Annotated in this window: 18 protein-coding genes; 1 reads left to right on the top strand and 17 read right to left on the bottom strand. The window is 37.9% G+C overall.

Annotated features, from left to right (window positions below):
• Positions 1–59 precede the first annotated feature (59 nt).
• A complete protein-coding gene (gene fliD / locus FYJ75_RS02115; RefSeq protein ID WP_154428359.1) occupies positions 60–1,364 on the top strand; it encodes a flagellar filament capping protein FliD in 1,305 nt (434 codons plus the stop codon).
• Between the two features lie 43 nt (positions 1,365–1,407).
• On the opposite strand, the gene FYJ75_RS02110 is transcribed toward fliD, so the two are convergent.
• From FYJ75_RS02110 to FYJ75_RS02030, 17 genes are all read right to left on the bottom strand, one after another.
• The gene (locus FYJ75_RS02110) at positions 1,408–1,863 is read right to left on the bottom strand and encodes a hypothetical protein (RefSeq protein WP_154428357.1); all 456 of its coding nucleotides are present in this window, start codon (positions 1,861–1,863) and stop codon (positions 1,408–1,410) included.
• A 72-nt stretch (positions 1,864–1,935) separates the two neighbouring features.
• A complete protein-coding gene (locus tag FYJ75_RS02105) occupies positions 1,936–3,096 on the bottom strand; it encodes a CgeB family protein (RefSeq protein WP_154428355.1) in 1,161 nt (386 codons plus the stop codon).
• Positions 3,097–3,335: 239 nt separating this feature from the next.
• Positions 3,336–4,505 (bottom strand): glycosyltransferase family protein, encoded by a 1,170-nt coding sequence (locus tag FYJ75_RS02100; RefSeq protein ID WP_154428353.1) that lies wholly within the window; start codon positions 4,503–4,505, stop codon positions 3,336–3,338.
• Between the two features lie 63 nt (positions 4,506–4,568).
• Entirely contained in the window at positions 4,569–6,800 is a 2,232-nt protein-coding gene (locus FYJ75_RS02095) for a hypothetical protein (protein WP_154428351.1), read from the bottom strand.
• A 175-nt stretch (positions 6,801–6,975) separates the two neighbouring features.
• Positions 6,976–7,284 carry a hypothetical protein gene (locus FYJ75_RS02090; protein WP_154428349.1) on the bottom strand — a complete coding sequence of 103 codons (309 nt, stop codon included), beginning with the start codon at positions 7,282–7,284 and terminating at the stop codon, positions 6,976–6,978.
• 91 nt (positions 7,285–7,375) lie between these two features.
• The gene (locus tag FYJ75_RS02085) at positions 7,376–8,560 is read right to left on the bottom strand and encodes a glycosyltransferase (protein ID WP_154428347.1); all 1,185 of its coding nucleotides are present in this window, start codon (positions 8,558–8,560) and stop codon (positions 7,376–7,378) included.
• A gap of 19 nt (positions 8,561–8,579) precedes the next feature.
• The gene (locus FYJ75_RS02080; protein WP_154428345.1) at positions 8,580–9,734 is read right to left on the bottom strand and encodes a glycosyltransferase family protein; all 1,155 of its coding nucleotides are present in this window, start codon (positions 9,732–9,734) and stop codon (positions 8,580–8,582) included.
• Position 9,735: 1 nt separating this feature from the next.
• Positions 9,736–11,784 (bottom strand): glycosyltransferase, encoded by a 2,049-nt coding sequence (locus FYJ75_RS02075; protein WP_154428343.1) that lies wholly within the window; start codon positions 11,782–11,784, stop codon positions 9,736–9,738.
• Entirely contained in the window at positions 11,777–13,018 is a 1,242-nt protein-coding gene (locus FYJ75_RS02070) for a glycosyltransferase family protein (protein ID WP_154428341.1), read from the bottom strand. Before FYJ75_RS02070 ends, FYJ75_RS02075 begins: the two co-directional genes overlap by 8 nt.
• Positions 13,019–13,101: 83 nt before the next feature.
• Positions 13,102–13,464, bottom strand: a complete 363-nt coding sequence (locus tag FYJ75_RS02065) for a molecular chaperone (RefSeq protein WP_154428339.1) — start codon at positions 13,462–13,464, stop codon at positions 13,102–13,104.
• Between the two features lie 97 nt (positions 13,465–13,561).
• Positions 13,562–13,993, bottom strand: a complete 432-nt coding sequence (locus FYJ75_RS02060) for a sugar 3,4-ketoisomerase (RefSeq protein WP_154428337.1) — start codon at positions 13,991–13,993, stop codon at positions 13,562–13,564.
• Positions 13,994–14,010: 17 nt separating this feature from the next.
• The gene (locus tag FYJ75_RS02055; protein WP_154428335.1) at positions 14,011–15,189 is read right to left on the bottom strand and encodes a formyltransferase family protein; all 1,179 of its coding nucleotides are present in this window, start codon (positions 15,187–15,189) and stop codon (positions 14,011–14,013) included.
• A gap of 14 nt (positions 15,190–15,203) precedes the next feature.
• Positions 15,204–16,253 carry a CatB-related O-acetyltransferase gene (locus tag FYJ75_RS02050; RefSeq protein ID WP_154428333.1) on the bottom strand — a complete coding sequence of 350 codons (1,050 nt, stop codon included), beginning with the start codon at positions 16,251–16,253 and terminating at the stop codon, positions 15,204–15,206.
• Positions 16,254–17,453: a radical SAM protein gene (locus FYJ75_RS02045; protein ID WP_154428331.1), complete on the bottom strand. Its 1,200-nt coding sequence runs from the start codon at positions 17,451–17,453 to the stop codon at positions 16,254–16,256.
• A 12-nt stretch (positions 17,454–17,465) separates the two neighbouring features.
• A complete protein-coding gene (locus FYJ75_RS02040; protein ID WP_154428329.1) occupies positions 17,466–18,560 on the bottom strand; it encodes a DegT/DnrJ/EryC1/StrS family aminotransferase in 1,095 nt (364 codons plus the stop codon).
• Positions 18,561–18,576: 16 nt separating this feature from the next.
• Positions 18,577–20,676, bottom strand: a complete 2,100-nt coding sequence (locus FYJ75_RS02035; RefSeq protein WP_154428327.1) for a glycosyltransferase — start codon at positions 20,674–20,676, stop codon at positions 18,577–18,579.
• A gap of 158 nt (positions 20,677–20,834) precedes the next feature.
• The gene (locus tag FYJ75_RS02030) at positions 20,835–21,485 is read right to left on the bottom strand and encodes a glycosyltransferase family protein (protein ID WP_154428325.1); all 651 of its coding nucleotides are present in this window, start codon (positions 21,483–21,485) and stop codon (positions 20,835–20,837) included.
• Positions 21,486–21,488 lie beyond the last annotated feature (3 nt).

Here is a 21,488-nt window from a genome sequence, read left to right as displayed (position 1 = left end):
CCAGGAACGGTTTTTCGCATTGTTTTTGTCTATTTCAAGGAAGAAAGGAGGGGGATAGATTGTCTAAGATTGACACTGCGTACGCATATTATCTCATGACGTACGGTAATAAAGCGACTTCACGCTATGATTCCCATAAGAAGAGCGAACTTCGTAACATCTATAACCGCATGGTCAAGACGAACACCGATTCCCCGCTCTATAAATTGAATAACCCGGATGATGCCAAGGTTTATGCAATAGACATCAAGGAAAGTGCCAAATCGATTGAGAATGTGGTTTCCTCCTTATCGGATACTACCGACAATTCGATTGAAAGTGCTTTTTTAAAAAAAGTTGCCGTTTCCTCGGATGAAGATTCCGTATCGGCCCGCTATATCGGTGATGGTTCTGAGGATGAATCCGCAGATCATTTCCAGATCGAGGTTCAGAAGCTTGCCGAGCCTCAGGTCAATACCGGTAACTATATTGATAATTATGCTTTTTCCATTATGCCCGGAAGCTATTCTTTTGATCTGAATACTTCGTCCGGCGCATATGAATTTCAATATAATGTAAACCTGAAGGAGAATAATCTCGATGTCCAGACCAAGATTGAGAATCTGATCAACAATTCCGGTCTCGGCCTCGATGCCCGGATCATCACCAACGAAGAAGGACGAAGTGCTTTGCAGATCACTTCCAGACAGACTGGTCTGGCATCGGATGAGGATTCGTTGTTTAAAATTACACCGAGTGCAAATGCCGAATCGATCCATGCCATGGAAGTTCTTGGCTTAAACAGGATCTCTTCTCCGGCTTCCAATTCTTCTTTCTTATTAAATAATGTAGAGCAGAGTTCTCTGTCCAATACATTCACGATCAATCAGGCTTTTGAGCTGACTTTAAATGAACCTTCCAAAGATGGTCAACCAGTCGATATCGGCTTCAAGCCAAATGTCGATGCGGTTGCGCACAATATCGGGACTCTGATCGATGCTTATAACCAGATGCTCTCCATCGCGGAAAAGCATTCCGGCTCCGGCATCCAGACCAATAATCTGCTGTTCCACGACATCAGCGGAATCTCGCTTCATCACAAGAGTGATCTTGAAGCGATCGGTATTATGGTCGATGATCACGGAGAGCTTTCGATCAACAAAGAGGCACTTGAGCCTGCCATCGCTCCGGAAAATGCAGACAGTACATTTCAGACCTTGTCGCAATTAAGGGATTCCATGAATGTCAAAGCAGAGAATGCATCCATCAATCCTATGCGGTATGTAGACAAGGTTATTGTGGCTTACAAGAACCCGGGTCATAATTTTGCCACACCATATATTACCTCCATCTACGCCGGTATGATGCTAGACAGTTACGCATAAAAGCAGCACACAGAAATTTCGATTTCCATGTGCTGCTTTCTCTTTATACATATGCTTCCAGTTCTTCCAGCATGTCTTTTTCAATATTTCGCAGTTTCTCCGCAATCGCAAGCGCCCGGTGGTCTGCGCCGGTATATTTGTTCATGTATTCACTGATCGACTGAATCCCCATACTGCAGCCATCCATCAAAAGCTTTGCTGCCTGGTGTGTATCTCCATTCAAAGTCATTTTTACTCCGGTCTGCGCTTTTGCCCAAAAAGATGCCATCGGATCCGGATCTTTATCTTCCACTCCCACCTCACAGAGGATATGATGACATTCCTCCCCGAGCTTGATGTGTTCATTATTTTTTCCCTCCAGCAGCTTCTTCAGGTCCTCATTCCCAATGTACGACATCATCTGTTCCATGCTGTTTGTGGCCATTTTACTTCCTGCTTCGCACTCCCGTAAAAGTTCCACCGTATCTGTATTCATTGCCTTTTTTGTTTTATGGCACATACTTTGTCACTCCTTTCGCAACACTGTTGATTTTCTATCATCAGTTATCAGTGTATGCAAAAAAAGTGCAGCTTATCCATAAATTGTCTCAAGCATCGTCTCAATCCGATTCTGATAGGTATGATGCTCACAAACCTTGCGATAGCCATTTTCCGCAATCTGTCTCCGCTCTTCCTCATGAGTAAGATAATATGCCGTTTTCTCCCGAAGGTCCTCAACCCCGTCAAAGCAGACAAGATCCTCTCCTTCTTTAAAATAAAGGGGAATCTCCGCCTGGTAATTTGTCATCAGGAAACCGCCTGAGCCAAGAACATCCCACATGCGCAGCGGGATTCCACTTTTGATGTTCGGAATCGTGAGATTCAGATTGATCTTTGATTCACGGAACACCTGTGGCATTTCACTCCAGTAGTCTACGGAACCGCAATAATGCACACGGATCAGATCACTCACGTTGCTGTTGCTGTATACATTCACTGAAAAATGCTTGGAAAGCTCGATCAGCGCACGCCTTCTCTGGATCTCTGCCACCTTAAACCCAAGAACCGTTGTCTGGAAAATCAATCCCAGATCTGAAAAAGATCCCTCTGATTTGTCCAGTTTAAAATATTCCTGCAGCTGTTCTAAAATATCCGCTGTCAGCATAGGTTCTATAATATTCGCACCGCTGATGTTCAGCTGCGCCTCCATTGCCGCGTCAAAATAGCCTTTCAGATACTCCGGCAGCGTCGGTTTGATCTTATCATAAGAATTTCTTTCATACAGGCTTCCAACAAAAGCAACATCCCCACGGTATTTTCCAGGGTGCTCGCAGTTGGAACAGACAAGATCCAGCCTTTTTGCATCGACTGCAAGCGGCAGATACCAGATATGTTTTACCCCCATGTTGCGAAATTCATAATAATTGGTCTTGTCAAATGTAAAAATATAATTACAGTCATGAAAAACCGACTCATGATACATGCTGATCAGCGGATTGTCACAGGTCCAGGATACGTATTTCACGCCGAGTTTCTCGCATACATTGGAAATCAGCGCAAAATAATTCACCGTAAACACCATATCGTAATCGCCGTGAAGCAGCAATTGTTCAATTTTCTTTTCAAACTCCGGGTCGATGTCATAATTGCCGAGTGGCTGCTCAATGTTGTCGACCGAATGCCCCATCATGCGAAAGGTCTGCTCGATGTCACGGTAATTGTATGCTTTCCAGCGGTACATCAAAATTCTCATTGCATTCTCCTCATTATTCTCATTCAAGCCATTTCTTGTAAAATTCTCGCTATGTTCTCAGAGATTGTACAAAATAATAGAAAACTTTGAAGACACGCTTTCGCTACGTGTCGCTCGCAGTGGTACTAAGCGACCAAAATACGGTCGCTAAGGACCAGCGGCTCCCCAGTGTCTTCAAGAGTTTTTATCATTTTGCACAATCTAAGCCGTCATGGCGACAAATTTTAGATGAAACGCTTTCATTCCATCATTGCGCAGATCTCCTGCGCGCGGTTCTTCCAGGTATGAGAGGCGCGTGCCGCCTCATAGCCGCGGTCGGCGAGTTCCTGCAGCTGTTTCGGATGCGATAGCAGTTCATAGACTTTTTCGGGAAGTTCACGCATCTGTTCCAGGCAAAACATCGATAGCTGCTGTCCATCTGTAAAGATGTCATTTAAGTACGTGGAATCGTCTGTCACAACTGCTGCCCGCGCTAACATTCCATTAAAAATGCGGTCATGCGCGCCCGCCTTGAACCATGTCAATGTGTTGAGCACGATCTTTGAATCATTCATAAGTGGAAGGATTTGAGGCGCCAGCACTTTTCCTCCATAGATCAGGTTCGGATTATCACTCCATTCGCACTGGTTCCAGCCGACACCATATGCCGTGACGGAAATTCCATTTTCCACCAGGCTTCGCACCGCCTGTTCCCGGAAAAAGGATGTTGCATAAGAATCCAGAAACCGCATTGTGACAATTAACTCATGCAGCCGTTCATCCGATATGTCTCCCCTCACTGACCGGACATACTCTTCAATCGCCTGCTCCGTTGTCTTATATGGATGATGCACCAGCTCTGCAAGCACGGTCTGCGCCATGTCTTCCCCATCCACCTCCGGGATTGAACGCAGATCCGGAATCATTTTTGACACGGTATAGATCGGAAGTGCACCGGCATAAAGCACAGATATCTTTCTTGTTTCAAGCGCACCGCCATGAGGAACATATTCCACTCCGGCATGCGGAAGGAAACCGCATTTTCGGATATTCGGGAAAAACCGTCTGATATATGCCACATGATTCCTATCGGTGCACAGAATCACTGCCATCTCTGGCATATGAGACAGCGGCTTGCCATAATGAAACGGGTGATCCATCAGAATATCAACATACGGCACATTGTATACATCCCAGATATTACGTCCATCCGCAAGATCCAGATTATAGCCAAGATTATTAAATGTAACGACCGCTGCATCATCAGACTTCTCCAACAACTTCAACAGTTCTTCCTTGCTTTTCTCCTGATGCGAAGCATGATAAACAAATGTTTCCATTCCCATCTGTGAAAATGCCTCGATCAGACTGTCCGTAAATAAATCAAGGGTGTCATAGACACCCTGAAAAAATATCATTGTTTTGCTCAAATCGTCCCTCTCCAAAACACTTTTTAGCATCATATCCGGATAAATATTCCGTATTTTCAATTCTTATTTTACCATAAAAATCAGGGTGTCAAAAGGGAGTTTTTTATTTTTGGACCAGCAAATTGCACAAAGCCAGCAGATTATGAACATACCGACTAAAAATGACGCAAATAATCCACATATATCCGGTGTATCATCCCCTGTGTCCGGTGCATAAGTGTGTGTAATCGATGGCTCTGTTTCCTTTTCCGTCATCTCTGTCGATAACACGGTCATATTTTTTCCTGAAACTGGAGCTTCTTCTGATTCTGTCACCGGCATTATCTCAGGGATTGTCTCAACTTCCTGTTCTGGTAATTTCTCAGGCATTTCTTCGCGTTCCTGCTCTGGTACATCTTCCGGAATTGTCATAGTTCCACGTATCACAGCAAACGTTGAAAACCGATCGGTCATAAACCGTAACAAAGCACCTTCTTTTTCACAATCCAAAAGGGCGTATTCCAGCTCACCTGTCTGCGGATTCCGATGCATCCGTACAATATAATATTGTATCAACGCAGGTTCTCTGGAAAAATAACTTTCCTTCTGTATCCACTCATCCGGAAGCCGCATCTGAAACTCCACCGGCTCCGATGCCATCCTATGCCATGCCCCCGCATCCTCTGTCATGTATAAGCCATCTTCCGTCTCATAATAACTCATCGGTGAAAGTGCAAATGCCAGCCCTGCATAATCCAGATGTTCATCCGTTTTCCCGCAAATCTGAGCCAGAATATTCTTTTGCTCTTCCTCCGTCAGTAAAGCCATCGAAAACTCCATCCCCAGATTGTCAAATGCGATACGATTATAGTAATTCTGCTGTCCTCTGTAATCCACCCCAAATCGTGCCGCATTCTGCTGAGGACTGCCACTGATCCGATAACCAGCTCCGCTGCAAGCCTCATCTTCATAGAAATAAATGCCTTCAGCCGGCATTCCATCCGCCCATATCAATCCACTTTCCTCTTTTGCAATCGAAAAATAAGCATACCCCAGCTCATCCGGTCCACGCACACAGGAACTTTTCCTCCCCACTCCGATACTTCCGTTAATGATCAGCTGTGTATCCACACAATCGCCAAGAAGCACCAGTCTTGAAACATCCCCGTTAACACGAACCTCTAATCCCCCTGTCTCAGGGAAAAAACGCGTTCTGTCCTGGATCACAAGTTCCTTCACATTGCCCATAACCTCAATCAATCCCGTGCGGAGCGTCAGGTTATCATAATTTCCGTTCAGTTTTACTGGTTTGGTCAGATCTCCTTCTATGATAAGCCTGCTGTCCGCAGGAATCCTATCCTGTGAAAATGCCTCTTCAAGCTCATATGATGATAAATATCTGCCATCTTTTTCTGCGGTCCGCTTCCAGTGCATTTTTCCATCCGTAAAACTGCCCTGATAAGCAAATACATATCCCTGCTCTTTCTCATAGTTCTGCTGCCAGTCAGTCCTTTTCTCAAGCGGAAAAAGTTCCGAATTCCACTCACCCTTTCGGAATAACGTCGGCTCCGCATCCTGCATACCATACGGCATTTGATCCGCTGGTGCAAATTCCTTGCAAAGCAGCACATCTTTTTCCAGAACACCATCATAATAATATTCGTACAGATCAATATTTCCAACCGAATATCCCGGTTCTAATATACAATCCCCTGCATAATTGTTGTAATCCTGTGCGCCTCTTACGCTTTCCGTTCCATAAATATAATCCGAATCCATCGTCTTATGAAGGACGGAAAGGCTTTGCACATCTGCTCCAATCTGCACATGTTGCAGAATCTCATTCTCACAAATGCGCCCTTTCTTCTGTCCATCGATTTCTCCAAGCGTGAGCGTTTTAAGTGGCTCATTTGTTGCAATCTTTGCATTGCCGCCAATAACCCGAACCTGGTCTGTGCGAGCATCCTGTTCCACGCAGACAGCCGGTGCATGCTCCGCGTCTGCCTCTGTGGACACATATTGCAGCACGATCTCATCAAATGTTCCATGCGTAATATGAATATCTTCCAAAGGCTCCACGTAAAATGTCAGTTCTTCAAGCTTTGTCTCCTGTGGAATCTGCTCCAGAATCTCCTGCATTTTGTTGTTTGTAACCGCATACCCAATCTTCAGAGAATCTCCTTCGGAAAGCACATCCATTTCCGCGTCATTCCGGTCAACCACACACTCCTTCGCCTCAACCTGAAGCGGACTACTACCAAGCCCTAATGCGGCCAGCATCAGCGCGTAGGAACAAATTCTTTTTGTTTTTGTCATAAACAGCTCCTTATCTGTAACTCTTGTTATGATCATTCCTCGCGAGTACTGACCTGCTATCGGTATGAACCGCCGGTCATATCTCCAATGTACAACGAGTCCTCAGATAAAAGCAACAAAAATCAGCCCCTGCCACATAACTTTGTGAGAAATAAATAATTGAAGCTAAAAGTGTTTATGCAGAACGTATATTATCTGTATGTAATTTCTTCCGCAGTACATTCAAAAGACGGTAATAACTGCTCCAGGATCTGATCTGCGTCATAATCCGGCGCCATCTTCTCTGCAATCTCATATATCCGCCGAATTGTATAATCTCGTCAATCGACATATCTTCAAACTGTGGAATGATTGTTTTAATAATATTAGCCAGAATCTGTGGATCTGCCAAAATACATTTTGCATAATCATCACACATTGCCTTTCCCCGTTCCACCTCATTCAACGTCTGAGCCAGATACGTGCCTGCTTTCCTGTAAATCATAGCCCCTTCTCCTTTTTGCACAAAAGAGAATTCCACAATAAAAATTCTCCCATGTTATTCAGTTACAGTATTATCGGAATCTTCGGCTGAATCAGTTTCCAATATTCGACAGCTGTCTGCCTGCTGGTGGATATGAACCACATTTTTGATAAAAACTCTTTGCCCTTTTCTGATCCCCCAGACATTCATAAATTACCCCGATATTGTAGTAAGCAAGATATGAGTTTGCCCCTTTGGTTCGCCCCTCCGGCATCTTTACCGCCCTTTTGAATTCTTCCACTGCGGCATCAAACATCTCATTCTTCATATAAATTAATCCCATAAGGAATTTAAAATCCGCCGTATTTCCAAATTCTTCATAGATATTCTCAAAAAACAATGCCTGCTCTGCTTGACCTGAATTGATCAGTGCATATCCATATGTCTCCACCATATCAATGACATATTCCAGTTTTGGATTAAGGTCAAAATACAATCCACATTCGAAATATGCACACGCCATCTGAAAATCGCCAGCCATATAATAGCCTTTACCCAACTGATAAAGAATGTATGGTAGTCTGTCATCATGCTGCAATTTTTCTGCCTGTTCATCTGCCTGAACAATGATATTTGAAATATAACTCAAACACGCCTTTGCATTCAGCTTTTCAAAATCATCTTTTGTAAGTTCAATGCCACCCTTGTAACTTAACACCAGACGCTGCAATTCCAGATCAAGAAGATCGATATTTCGTTTTGCCTTCTTCTTACGTTCTTCCTCTGACAGATCATACCCACTGTGTAGTATTGTCACCGGCGCTTCATACGTTTCATAGTCTTCTTTTCCATTCAAATCCGTCACCTGCTCGTGGATTCTTCCCTCATAATGAAACTGTTTTCTGGAAAATATCCGATTGATCCATTCTCTGTTTTCCTGCTGCATATCATTTCTGTGAAAAACATTTCTTCGTTTTATTCTTCCAACCTGATCCACATTCCGATCTATTAACTGATTCAACGCATCCAGATCAATCTGATCCAGATATTCATCACTGTCTATCACCATAACAGTGTCATTGGAAGCTTTGGAAATTGCAAAATTTTTAGCAGCCGAAAAATCATCGCACCATTTAAAATCATATACATTAGATGTGTATTCTAATGCAATTTCTTTTGTACGGTCTGTAGAACCAGTGTCAACTACAATAGTCTCAAATCCTGTATTCTGAAAAGAAGTGAGACATTTTTCAATATTCAGTTCTTCATTTTTGCATATGATACAGATTGATAACATTTTTCTCGTTTCCTTATATCTAATCTTTAAATGACCAATTTATCATCTTTCTTAACTGCACATCATAGGAAAAATTCCTTTTCACCTTTTCATATCCACATTTTGCAATCTGTCTGCGTTCCTCTTCGTGTTTCAGATAATAATCCAACTTCCACTGCATGTCCTGAACACTGTCAAAAAGTACCAGTTCCTGCCCATCCACAAAATATTCAGCCAATTCTGGCTGATAATTTGACATAAGAAATCCACCAGCTCCCATAATATCCATGGCACGAAGTGGAATTCCACTTGTAATGGAACGAAGCGTAATGTTCAGATTAATTCTTGAATGGCGAAATACGTAAGGCATCCCCTTTTCATAGTCAATTATGCCCCGTTCCTGTATCCCATGATTTGGGAATTTCGATGCAGAATATAACGCCACAGTTCCAATTTGTGCTGCTGCACACAGCAATTGTTCCCGATCTCTTGCCGTAATTTCCGCGTTTAACATGTTGGAATAAAGATAAGCTGCTGAAACCTGGTAACTCCCATCTAAATCCATTTTTATATATTTTTTTAACTCAAGGCTTTTCTCTCCTTCAAGAATTTCATCCACGAAATTATAGCCATATACTTTCTGCTGCGCAGAAATAACCCCTTCCAGATAGCCTTTTATATACTCTGGCACATATTGCACCTGTCGATAAGCATTGTTTTCATATAAACTTCCCACAAAACTGATTTGCTCTGTATATGGGATTTCGCCACCCATAGGACCTAAAAGCTCATCTAACCGGGCAACATTTACTGGCAATGGCATATGAAATAATCCTGTTTTTTTCCGCAATTTAATTTGTTCATACTGATTCTTATCAAAAACAAATAATTTTACATAATCGCTCTGCGCGGAAGGTGAAAAGACCGTCAAATGCGGAGTATCGTAAACCCAGGATATGTATATTTTCCTGAGGCGTTCTGCACTTTTAGCTATCAACGGAAAAAAATCAAATGACAAAAAGCAATCACACTTTTGCTCGACAAATATGTTCTCAAGTGCCACAGAAAACGCTTCATCTGCCTCATAATCAGAAAATGGAATATGGCAGCATATAACCTCATATCCCAGTCTCACAAGAGATTCTGCCATATCCTTCTGTGAATTTTCATACCATGTATAATACAAAATACGCATGTTAAAGTTCTCCAATAATTAACTGTTGTACCTTCTTCTGGAAACATTCGGGTGAAAAATATTTTTCATATATTTTTCTTCCTTCCTGCTTGACATCACGCAACTTCTTATAATTTATAACAATATATTTCATTATATCTTTCAATGCCTCAATATCTCCCACCGGAAATATGAATCCATTTGTGCCATTATCCATATATTTTGAAATACCTGTTGTCGTTGTGCAGATACAGACTTTCTCCTTCATAAATCCTTCGACCATCACAGCCGACATCGACTCGATCCGAGATGGGACAACAATGCAATCTATCTCTTCATAGAATTCATATAACTGCACCTGTTCCATAGAATCCAGCAAATGGATGCATGGAAATAATTTTTGTGCCCTCTTTATCATCTCTATGATTTCCTTATTGGCTGTCTGCATCGAACCACAAATATAAAATTCGCAACAACTTCGTATTTCTTCCGGCAAAGAAAGAATTGCTCCAAGAAAAACTTCCTGACCTTTCATTCCATCGATCAATCCTATCTGGGCAAAACGTATCTTATCATGCTTGTATGTTACGCTCTGTTTCCGTATATCAGGAATGCATATGTTAAGCAACTTAGAATCGCATGCCATATATTTCTTTATCTGTTCCTGAACATAATAACCAGCCGCCAGAACGCGAATATTCTTTTCGAGCTTTAACTGTTTGAGATAGCCTTTAATCTGCTCAAACAACAATTCATTTTCATGAATCCACCAATACACATTTTCATTTTTTCCACTAAAAAACTGGCAGATTAAAGCTCCTGCTAATGTATTCACGATAATTGCATCATAAACTCCAAGAAGTTTCGCCAGTTCTTCTTCATTTTGCGTCAGATTCTCGATGACCCAGCAGGCAATTCCAAGCTTATCGTACTGAATTTTTTGCTCCCCATCCTTAAACGATATGACATCTACTGTGAAACCGTTTTCTAACAAAGTCTCCGCAAGCTGCATAAGAGCGACCGGTGCTCCAGTATATGACAGCTGATGTGTAATCAATAAAATCTGTTTTGTTTTTTTATTCCATTTTTCTGCCAACTTATGTCGATTGATATCAATTGTTTGTTTTAATTTAGCAGTATCTCGTGCGAAATTTTGACCTCCCCAATGTAATATGAAAGTATTTCGACATAATACATTATAAAAGCCTGCTTTTTGCACTCTGAGTCCATAGTCATAGTCCTCGTAATTGCCAGGCGAAAAACGTTCGTCCAATGTTCCAACTTGTGAAATCATCTTATTTTTTATGAGCAATGCAAATCCTACGAGCCATGTTTTATACTCATATGGCGATTCCATCGGCACATTTATATTTTTTGCTGCCTTTAAATAACCATCCGGTGTCGGATCATCAATCAGTATCTTTTGACCATTTGATGCATAATTTGTTATACTTCCTGCTGTTCCGACCTTCCCATCGCTATATAATCCCATTCTAAGCCAGAACACAGCATTTGGTGTAAGCACAGTATCATTATTTAACAAAAATATGTCATTGCCTTTGACGGCTGCTCTGATTCCCTGATTACAGCCTTCTGGGAATCCACAATTTGTCGTATTCAGTATAAGACGGACATCCTCCTGTTCTGCAAGCCACTCACGAATTCCATCTGTCGATGCATTATCTGCTACTATAATCTCATAAGTGCCTTTTTTCAAAGTAGCACGAATACTTTTTATGCATAACATCATAAGATCCCGGATATTATAAGAAACAATAACAATAGATATATTTCTGACATCCACCTGAAATTGTTCTTTTACATATTCTTTCATATGGATAATTTCATGTCTATCATCATTATCACAATATAATTCAGCTTGTTCATAACACAAAAAAGCCTGTTCATATTGTTTTTTCATGTAATGATAATTTCCAAGCATGTAAAATAATTCATAATTTTGTCCGTCCAGCTTCATTGCTTCCTTTATACAAGCAAAAAGGCCTTCCAAATCGCCTGTGCTTTCGCAATCAGCCCCTTTAATAATTAATTCTTTTACCTTGTCAAGCATTGCGTTCTCCTGTATTATGTCTGCTTCTTATCTTCTTTGCTGCCCGTTTACTGTATGCCAGAATGGGTCCTGTTCTTTCTATATTGCGAATTATCATTTCTATTTTACTTACCTCACCCTGATTTCCACTTTCATGATACCAGTTTTCTACTTGCCTAAGAACCTTTGACTTATCCAGGCTAAAATGCAGGATCAGATTGATCACAGAATCAAACGACAAGGCGCCGCCATATATTTTGTCTTTTAGATCCTCATAATCCAATTCTGGCATATCGCATTCCATTCTTAACAATCTAAAACGTGTCTTACAATATTTCTCCATCATTTCATCTAATGTATGAAGTCCATCAAAGAAAGCCGGTTTATACTGATTTTCGCTATCACGAATTGCAAGTTCCAGCATAACAGCATACATTTCCAGCCTGGAATTTTTCATTTGACCTTTGCGATATACTGACAACACATCATCGATCTGCTTCCATTCCTGCTTTTCAACAAGGTTCCCTACCATATCAGCAAGTTCATCACTCAATTCTTCCCATTCTCTATGATATACAAATTCAAAATCATCCTGTTCTGTTAAAAATTCAGGATACTCTTTTTGACATATTTTCCGATTGCTATCATAGTTTTTTAACTTTGCATAATTGCATTCATGAATCACCCAGGGTTCTCTTTGATATGGCACAACAATTTTATAACCTGCACGTCGCATCTCAAATGATTGGGAAACATCATAAAAATCAAAATTCTGAAACAGATCTTCACGCCATGGAATATCAACTTGTGTTGCGATCAGTAGACCATCAATTGCATCCACTGCCATATCCTTTTCCTGATTTGGCGCACATATCATCCGATACGCAGCATCTGGTTCTCTGGTATCCACACACCCTGCATTCCATGCCAGATAAGTCACAGCATTCTGTGGCATTCCAATTCCACCGACCATACCGATCATCCCAATTGATGGATCTGAACGAAAAATATTTACAATATCTGGAATAAAATTCCGATTTCGAATAAAAACGTCCTGATGTAAATATATTTTATATTTTGCATCTGATTGTCTCATTCCCTCATTGTATCCCCCACACATTGACTGTGCTCCACGGATACATATAATGTCAACTTCCATATCATACGGGCACTGCAGATTTTTTATGTAATAAGTACATTCATTCAGATATATTTCATTCGATGCACAAATAATAAAGCATATCTTCTCTTTCATCGTCCAGTTCCCTCACTTATACATCATATAAAAAACAACAAGAGATATGTTTTTACACATATCTCTTGCAAAAAAACAATAAATTACGCAATTACTTCCTGCGCTGCATTCCCAAGATTCTCAAACTCCGGTATCAATTGTGTGATTGCATCAGCCATTTTAGTATCATCCTTATCCTTGATGGCTGCTCCAAGATTTAATATTTTATTATTAAACTCTTCTTTATCGACACGCTGTTTTCCCTCGTTTAGTAAAGACATTGTTCCATTCATAACATTGATTTCCCAGTTCATTGCATCAACAATTCCTTTCAGGAATTTATCTGTGTCATCGAGACGCTTTCCTGATAACTCCTTCACAATAATGTTCATGTTCTTTACTAAACGCTGGTTAAATTCAACTAATGTTTCCAGTGCTTCTTTCTGTTCACTTCTGTTTTCTCCCATGATATTCCTCCCTGCATGTACTACTCATATTTATATCGGCAATTCTTTAGTTTTCATAACGCAATATATCGTAAGATATAAATAATTACCCATATGTCTATTTTTCTTCATTCTCCATATCTTGTATTTCTTTTGTAAACTCTGCATAATCCCGTATATATTCCTGTGGATCATAGTGCTCACTTGCTAAACATAACAATACACTATCCTCTGAAAAATCGTACATATCTTTCCAAACCATTGTCGGAAGATATACTCCTGTATGCGGACGATTCAGACAATATATTGCTTCATTTCCCATGCCATCTTTCACTTTTACTTTGCTATTTCCAGCAACATTAATTAAAACAAATTCTGTTTTCCTATTTGCATGCTGTCCTCGTACAACATCCTTATCTGAACCAAAAATATAAAAAGCGCGTTTTATATCAAATGGGATATCCTGTTTCCCCTCTATAACGACCAGTTTTCCTCTCTCATCACCTTTTTGTTGAAAGTCTAACATCTTTACTAAATTCATATTATGCATAATTCCACCCCACACTTTTACATTTTACTTAATAATTCATCTAATTTATATCCATCATCTTTTAAATAACTTTCTAAATTTTTTCCTCTATAATCCTCTCTTTCTATATCTACTCCCAAATCAAAGAATTTTTTTAGTAATTCAATATCGTCATACTGCAAATATGCAGCCTTCGCATACATCAATAAATTCGTTCCATTATTATTAACAGCAAAAATGTCTGCACCATTAATCAATAAATAATCTACAACTTTTTTTTGGTTATTATATGTGGCCACCATCAATGGTGTCCAACCATGTTCATCACATTCATTTATATGTTTTTTTACAGAGCATATATCTTTCACCAAATCCAGGTCACCTGTTTTACATGCTTCCAACAACTCATAAAATCTATCTATATAAAGTATAATATTATAATCAACAGATGCAAACATTATCCCGTTTTCATTTTGTTCAACAATTGTTCCTGCTTTTTTTAATGATCTAATATCCGTAATTTTACTATCAATAATCTTCTTTCCACATACAACAGGTAATTGATACTCTCGAAAACTAAATGCTCGAATTTGTTTTTGTATTCCCAAAGCTGTTTGGCGTAAATCAATTTTTAAATTTGAATAATCAATATATTTTTTCGAATAATAGGTAGACCCTTTTGCCTCCTGCGGATATGCATGTACCTTATCCTGTATAACATTTTCAATCTGACTTAACACAAGCTGTGTGCCATTCGATATGTATTTTGAATATAGATCCCGACTTGTATCCTGTTGATCAACCTTTATTTTTTTCTGTGCAATAATATTTCCTGTATCAATTCCCTTATCAATCTCATGAAATGTCACTCCAACCATCTCTTCTCCATTTAAAATAGGAATTGCTGATGTGTACATTCCCTTATAGCTCGGTAAAAGCGAAAAATGAATATTATACAGTCTTGCATCTTTAAACAAGTCCGGATTAACAATTTTATCAAATTCTAAAGATATAAATATCAAATCATCTCTCATGTACATATCTTCCAAATGATATTCTGGGACATTACATCTTTGCGAGAAAAAACGTAAAGATTTTTGCCATGAATTTTTTCCAGTTTCTGTTTTATTACAAACAACACCTAATTCATATCTGCCATTATTAATTCTAATCAAATATTCCAATACATCAACTGCTATATTATTTTTCCCTGCCACACATATAAACACCTTTAGTAACCTCCAAAAATAGGAGTATCCACTCCTGATATAATCTCAACATTATCTCCATATACTTCTGCCCAACACATAAGTTGAACTGTCTCTGTTTTTCTATTTATAATCAAATGTTTTATAAACGGAATATAATTTTTAACTTCCTCAAAGGATACCTTTTCTACACTCAAGGTACATTCAAATGCATTATTTTCTTCCATAATATGTTGAATTTTTTTAATGTTTTCCATAACCATATCATCTGTCTGAGGTTCTTTATTTAACACAATTAATAGAAGTTCTTTATTTTTGTCCTTTTTAAAGCAAGCCAAAAATTCATCTATAACATATGATAAAATTGAATAATTATCATCGTCATCTACTAGCATTAAATATCTGTCTTTATCATCAGAGCAACCCAAATCTTTGATTTTATTTATCTGCTCGTCAGCCTCCAAATAAAATTGTTTACAGAACTTCTCAACTTCTCCAAAATCTTCTGCATATTTTTTTATTTTTTCCTCATTCCAATACCACCATTGTATTTTTTGCAATTGCTGAATAATATTTTTTTCAAAACGATAACCAATAACTTTCGCTGGATTTCCTCCAACAATAGCATATGGCGGTACATCTTTTACAACATGGGAATTTGCTGCGACAACAGCTCCATTATGTATAATTACTCCTCCCATAATAGTAACTTTATTTCCAATCCAAACATCATTTTGAATAATCACGCTTCCATGTTCCCCATGATCGTTATACCCTTTATGAAGTGATTCGAAAACCTTCGCTGCTGACATTGTTACATTGTGATAATTCTTTCCTCTTCCAACAATAATGTACAGATCCTTCGCTATTGAACAGTATCTTCCAATTTGCAAGTTATAAATCAATCTTCCAACAGGAATCTGTCCCTCATCTGAATTTTCTATAGTAGCATTCACTATATAGCTTTCCTTATCAATAGAAAATAATTTATATTTTGGATATTCTTGATATTGACATAAACAATTTTCTATTTTTTTCACAGAATACGGTGCTATCGCTATTGTATATACCATTTATACCTCTCTCACCTTTACTCTATTATCCTCAATCTGCTCAGCTACTGGTATATGACATTTATTTCTGGTTCCCCATCCTTTACAATGTCTGCATATTCTAAGGAATCCATTTTGAACATATCCCAGATTATATTCTAATATCATTGATTTCGTTAGATTTTCATCTCTAAAGTTAATTGCCTCATCATCATCTAAACCTTCTTTCGAATAAAATGCACTGTTCGCCCAATGTCCATGCCCGCAATAATATAATTTTCCATTTATATACGCTCTACAAAAATTCCCACATTCATCAAAATATGCTTCCATTTCCTGATTGTCTTTTCTTAATGTGGTTTCTCTAAATCCAAAATCTATCCACGAAGATGCTTTCACCAAATATGCCGGTATCTTCCAAGCGTTTAATGTATCAATAAAAGCATCACATTTTTCCTTCCATCCAGATACTGTTTGATATTCTGATATGCTAATGTCAAGCATATCTTTATGTTCAGCAAGAAAACGTAACATATTGTCTGTCGGTATTACTGTCGCATTTGTGGTTATTGCAATCTTTCCAATTCTGTCTCCATAAAATTGCAATAGATAACTTAAAACCTCCACTAATTTGTCTGATACAATAAAGGTTTCTCCCCCTGTGCAATCATATGTATAGCAAAAATCAACTTTGGAAAAAAATAAATCAATTTCCCTTTTCATCTGCTCAACATCTGGATTTTTTTGTTTTAAATAAGGAATGCTTGCCGAACAATTTTTACATTTTAATGTGCATGTATAATTTGGAATATGATTGATAAAATTTACATAGCATTTTCCATATGAATAATATGCCCATAATGGCAAATATACCCTTTCAAATACACCAGCTTCAAAAAAGTCCTCATTCTCTTTAAGCTCTTTCAAAATAAGTTTCTTTTTTAAAAGAATCTGTTCCTCTCTGTCATCTGTTGTTATTACCAAAAAACTTTCTTTTTGTAATAATTTTGGCAAAATCTCATCTAATGTATAAATTATAGAGGATCCAATACTTTGTCCAGCTAAATTTCCATCACAAAATATTACATTACATCTCAAAAATTCTACTTTACGGAATATTTCAATTGTTTGCTCATCAACGCCATAAAAAATAATGGTTTTCTTTTGTTTCATTTTAGCGCCAATTATTTCAAGCTCGCTGCCTCTATTTTCCCACTTCATTTTGATCCTTCCCTAGTTAAATGCATTTAGTGCATCTATAACTCTCTTCTGTTCTTCTTCTGTCATACCATTATATAACGGTATCGACAAAACTGTATCCGCATATTGTTCTGTTATTGGCAGTGTACCTTTTTTAATGTGTAAGTATTGATATGCTTCTGATAAATGAGGTGGAATAGGATAATGAATAATGGTTCCTATTTCCTTTTGCTCCAAATAACTGATCAGTTGTTCTCTTTTTTCTGTTCGAATGACAAACTGATGCCAAATATGTGTCGACTTATCTCTTATTTTCGGTAAAGCTATATTTTCATTTTTAATTTCATCTAAATAGCGCTCACACAGAACAATTCTTTCCTGCTCCAGTTCTTTTAAATGTTTAAGCTTTACTCTAAGTAATCCTGCCTGTATTTCATCCAACCGTGAATTTGCACCAACTACTTTATTATAGTATCTTTTTTCGCTACCATAATTTCGAAATATCTTAACATTATTTGCAATCTCTGCATCGTTTGTAACAATAGCTCCGCCATCTCCATATGCGCCTAAATTCTTAGATGGATAAAAAGAAAAACAACCTATATCTCCAAATGTTCCTGTTGTTTTTCCATCGTAACATGCTCCATGTGATTGTGCGCAATCTTCAACAACCCTTAAATTATATTTTTTACTGATCTCCATAATTTTCTGCATGTTAGCAGCTTGTCCATATAAATGAACAACCAAAATTGCTTTTGTCTTATCCGTAATCTTTTCTTCTATTTTAGATGCATCAATATTATAGTACTCATCTGGTTCAACAAAAACAGGTGTTGCCCCATTTATAGTAATCCCCATAACACTAGCTATATATGTATTTCCCTGCACAATTACTTCATCACCTTTTCCAATTCCCAAAATTCGAAAAGCAATCCATAATGCATCCAATCCACTTGCTAAACCGACACAGTATTTGGCACCAACATAATTTGAAAACTCTTCTTCAAAATTACTTACTTCTTTCCCTAAGACATACCACCCAGATCTTAATACCTCCAAAGCTTTCTCCTCATACTCATTTTGGAACATATAAAATCCTCTGTCTAATCTATTTGGCATAATTTTCATAAATAATTTCCTCCCCTCAGTCAAAATATCTTGGTTCAGTGTTTAATTTATAGAAATCCTGTAATCCAAATCCATACTGTTTGTCCAATATTTCTCTGTATTCCTCATCTTCCAGTAATTCTATAAACCATTTTTCTGCAAAACAGTTTCCCCTTTTCCAAAGCAGAAAAGCTTTTTCACATATAATTTCCTTTTCACTTACTGCATTCGGATTTTTCATTTCGTCTTTAAATACTTTTTTAAATTTTGTAGGAGTCATTCTTTTTATAATATCTTCACAAATCCACTGTGTTTCGTGTTGATCCCGCCTTTGAGTACTCGGATTAATTTCACTCAAATTCTTACCATTTGCACTAAATCTTCTATATAACGTCAATTTTTCTTGCAGTATATATACTGGAGCTTCTAAAAGTACTTTCATCCACAGATAATAATCCTGCAACTGAACAAGTCCATATCTATAAAATCCCACTTTATCAACAACACTTTTTCTTACACATGCACTAGGTGCGCAAAAGAAATTCCCCTGAAAAAATAACGTTCTAAGCCAACTGTTTTCATCCCTGTTACTGCTTATAAATCTATGGTATAATCCAAGCCACTCTGAATTATTCACCTCATCATTTTCATTAATAATGTCAACCCATGTAAAACAAGCTCCATATGTTGGATGTTCCTCTAAAAACATAATCTGTTTCTTCAGTTTATCCTTTTTCCACACATCATCATGCCCTGCAATGGCAATATACTTTCCGTTCGCTCTTTGAACGCAGGCATTGCCTCCATAACAAAGATTATGATTTCGGGTGAAGTATAAAGCTTTTACTCTATCATCCTTTTTCTCATATAATTCAATTATTTCTCGACTTTTATCCGTTGAAGCATCATCTGAAATAAGTATCTCTATATTTTTATAAGATTGATTCAAGATGCTGTCTATCGTTTTCTGTATAACATCTTCTCCATTGTATACCTGTATAACAACACTAACTAATGGCTCATTTATTTCATGCGAACAAAGAGTATCGTTTATTAATTCTGAATTTTTTCCAATTACTGTAGATATTTTTCTTATGGCATCTTTTGAAACTCTTCTTTGCATAAGCATCTGCTGAAGTTTGCAAATTCTATCATCACTTTTTTCATTTGCAATTCTCAACATCACCCACCGAACCCATGTATAGTACTCGTACATTTTTGTCCATGATCCACACTCAAGCCACTCAGTCTGTACATTCTCTATGCTTTCTTGTTCAAGTTTATGTATTTCTGTAATAGCAATAATTGCACGTGTTTGTTCATCTAATCCACATATTCTTCCTGCTTCTAAAGCAATCTCTTCTATCTGATCATATGCCTCAGCTTCAATTAACTGAACAAATCCCTTTTGGATATTTTCTATTTCTTTCCTCTGCTTTTGTGCAGTGTACACTTCTTCTTTATTTATCTTCGCATTAAAGCAATCCTGATATTCCTCAATTGCCTTTTCCCGATAATAATCATATTCTGATAATTTTGAAGTGCCACAATCATGATAACACCATGCTTTTTCCTGATATGGAACAACTACTTTATATCCACTTTTTTTCATTTCCAAGGATTGTGAAACATCATAAAAATCCCAACCATCAAATACATCTTCACGCCACATCACATCATATTGTGTAGCCATGATGAGACCATCTATTGCTTCTACCTCAGTATAAAGTTTTTCTGGATTTTGTTCTAACTTATTATTCAACGTTGTCTGTCCGTCAAATGCTTCTACATACCCTGTATCCCACTTTAAATAAGCATTAGCATCTTCTGGCAATTTTTTACAGCCAATTGCCCCTATCATTCCAATCAAATTATCGCTTTCAAAAATATGAATTATATCTTCAATAAAATGAGAATTTAATATAAATGTGTCCTGATGCAAATATACTTTATATTTTGCGTCACTTGACTGCATTGCCGCATTATACCCTTCCGCCATCGAATTGGCCTCTTTCACACATACAATATCTGTACTATAACCATCTGGTACGATCAAATCCTCTATATATTTTACACACTCTTGATAATACTGTTCATTGTTGCTGCAAATAATAAATGCAATTTCTTTTTTTTCCATCTCTCTTCTCCACTATAAATAAAAAACTGCCACATTGTTCTACTGACAACGTAGCAGTCTTTATGTATCTTCCACTATGATGCCTCCATGCATATGTAACATTCCTTAAATATATTATCGGCATTTTTTGATTATCCATAACCTTTTCGCCATAATAACTATTTTTTGTACTCCTCAAGAAATACTTTTCGTGCATTATAATAATTTTTGAGGTTAAAAAAGCCATCATCATGAATGCACCACGGACGCTTCTGTTTTGGCACAACCACTTTATATCCAGCTCTTAAGAACTCCTGGCTCTGGGATATATCATAAAAATCCCATTTATCAAACAGATCTTCCCTCCACGGAACATCATACTGCGTTGCCATTAACAGTCCATCAATTGCTTCCACTTCCTGATATGTTTCCTCTATCTCACCAATCACGCTTTCTCCTGACTGATAGATCATATTAAAATACAGCTTTCCTACTCTTGGTCCATTCCACATAATACAGTTTTCCGGCAATTGCGGTGCCCCGACCATTCCGACCATTCCAACTTGTACGTCTTCAAAAACATGCAGAAGATCTGCTATAAAATTCTTATTAACGATAAACACATCCTGATGCATATATACTTTATATTTCGCATCACTCGCATACATCCCCTCATTATAACCAGAGGTCATGGATCTTGCTTCTCTTACAGACAAAATGTCAATCTCATATCCTTCCGGAACATTCAGCCTGTTTAAATACCTCATTTGCTCCTGTTCATATGCATCATTGTTTACACACATAATAAAACAGATTTTTTTCTCATTCATATG

Origin of the sequence: Roseburia porci (genome assembly GCF_009695765.1) — a bacterium.
GTDB classification, from domain to species: Bacteria; Bacillota; Clostridia; order Lachnospirales; family Lachnospiraceae; genus Roseburia; species Roseburia porci.
The sequence above is the reverse complement of the archived record's forward strand: the minus strand, read 5'-3'. Positions and strand labels throughout refer to the sequence as shown.

Bases quoted from the DNA above. Each gene is read 5' to 3' on its own strand.
- FYJ75_RS02030 (WP_154428325.1), bottom strand. From the start codon at position 21,485: ATGAATGAGAAAAAAATCTGTTTTATTATGTGTGTAAACAATGATGCA.
- FYJ75_RS02110 (WP_154428357.1), bottom strand. From the start codon at position 1,863: ATGTGCCATAAAACAAAAAAGGCAATGAATACAGATACGGTGGAACTT.
- FYJ75_RS02045 (WP_154428331.1), bottom strand. From the start codon at position 17,453: ATGAAGTGGGAAAATAGAGGCAGCGAGCTTGAAATAATTGGCGCTAAA.
- FYJ75_RS02070 (WP_154428341.1), bottom strand. From the start codon at position 13,018: ATGAAAGAGAAGATATGCTTTATTATTTGTGCATCGAATGAAATATAT.
- FYJ75_RS02090 (WP_154428349.1), bottom strand. From the start codon at position 7,284: ATGATTTACAGGAAAGCAGGCACGTATCTGGCTCAGACGTTGAATGAG.
- FYJ75_RS02085 (WP_154428347.1), bottom strand. From the start codon at position 8,560: ATGTTATCAATCTGTATCATATGCAAAAATGAAGAACTGAATATTGAA.
- FYJ75_RS02060 (WP_154428337.1), bottom strand. From the start codon at position 13,993: ATGCATAATATGAATTTAGTAAAGATGTTAGACTTTCAACAAAAAGGT.
- FYJ75_RS02075 (WP_154428343.1), bottom strand. From the start codon at position 11,784: ATGCTTGACAAGGTAAAAGAATTAATTATTAAAGGGGCTGATTGCGAA.
- FYJ75_RS02080 (WP_154428345.1), bottom strand. From the start codon at position 9,734: ATGCGTATTTTGTATTATACATGGTATGAAAATTCACAGAAGGATATG.
- FYJ75_RS02040 (WP_154428329.1), bottom strand. From the start codon at position 18,560: ATGAAAATTATGCCAAATAGATTAGACAGAGGATTTTATATGTTCCAA.
- FYJ75_RS02050 (WP_154428333.1), bottom strand. From the start codon at position 16,253: ATGGTATATACAATAGCGATAGCACCGTATTCTGTGAAAAAAATAGAA.
- FYJ75_RS02095 (WP_154428351.1), bottom strand. From the start codon at position 6,800: ATGACAAAAACAAAAAGAATTTGTTCCTACGCGCTGATGCTGGCCGCA.
- FYJ75_RS02035 (WP_154428327.1), bottom strand. From the start codon at position 20,676: ATGGAAAAAAAAGAAATTGCATTTATTATTTGCAGCAACAATGAACAG.
- FYJ75_RS02065 (WP_154428339.1), bottom strand. From the start codon at position 13,464: ATGGGAGAAAACAGAAGTGAACAGAAAGAAGCACTGGAAACATTAGTT.
- FYJ75_RS02105 (WP_154428355.1), bottom strand. From the start codon at position 3,096: ATGAGAATTTTGATGTACCGCTGGAAAGCATACAATTACCGTGACATC.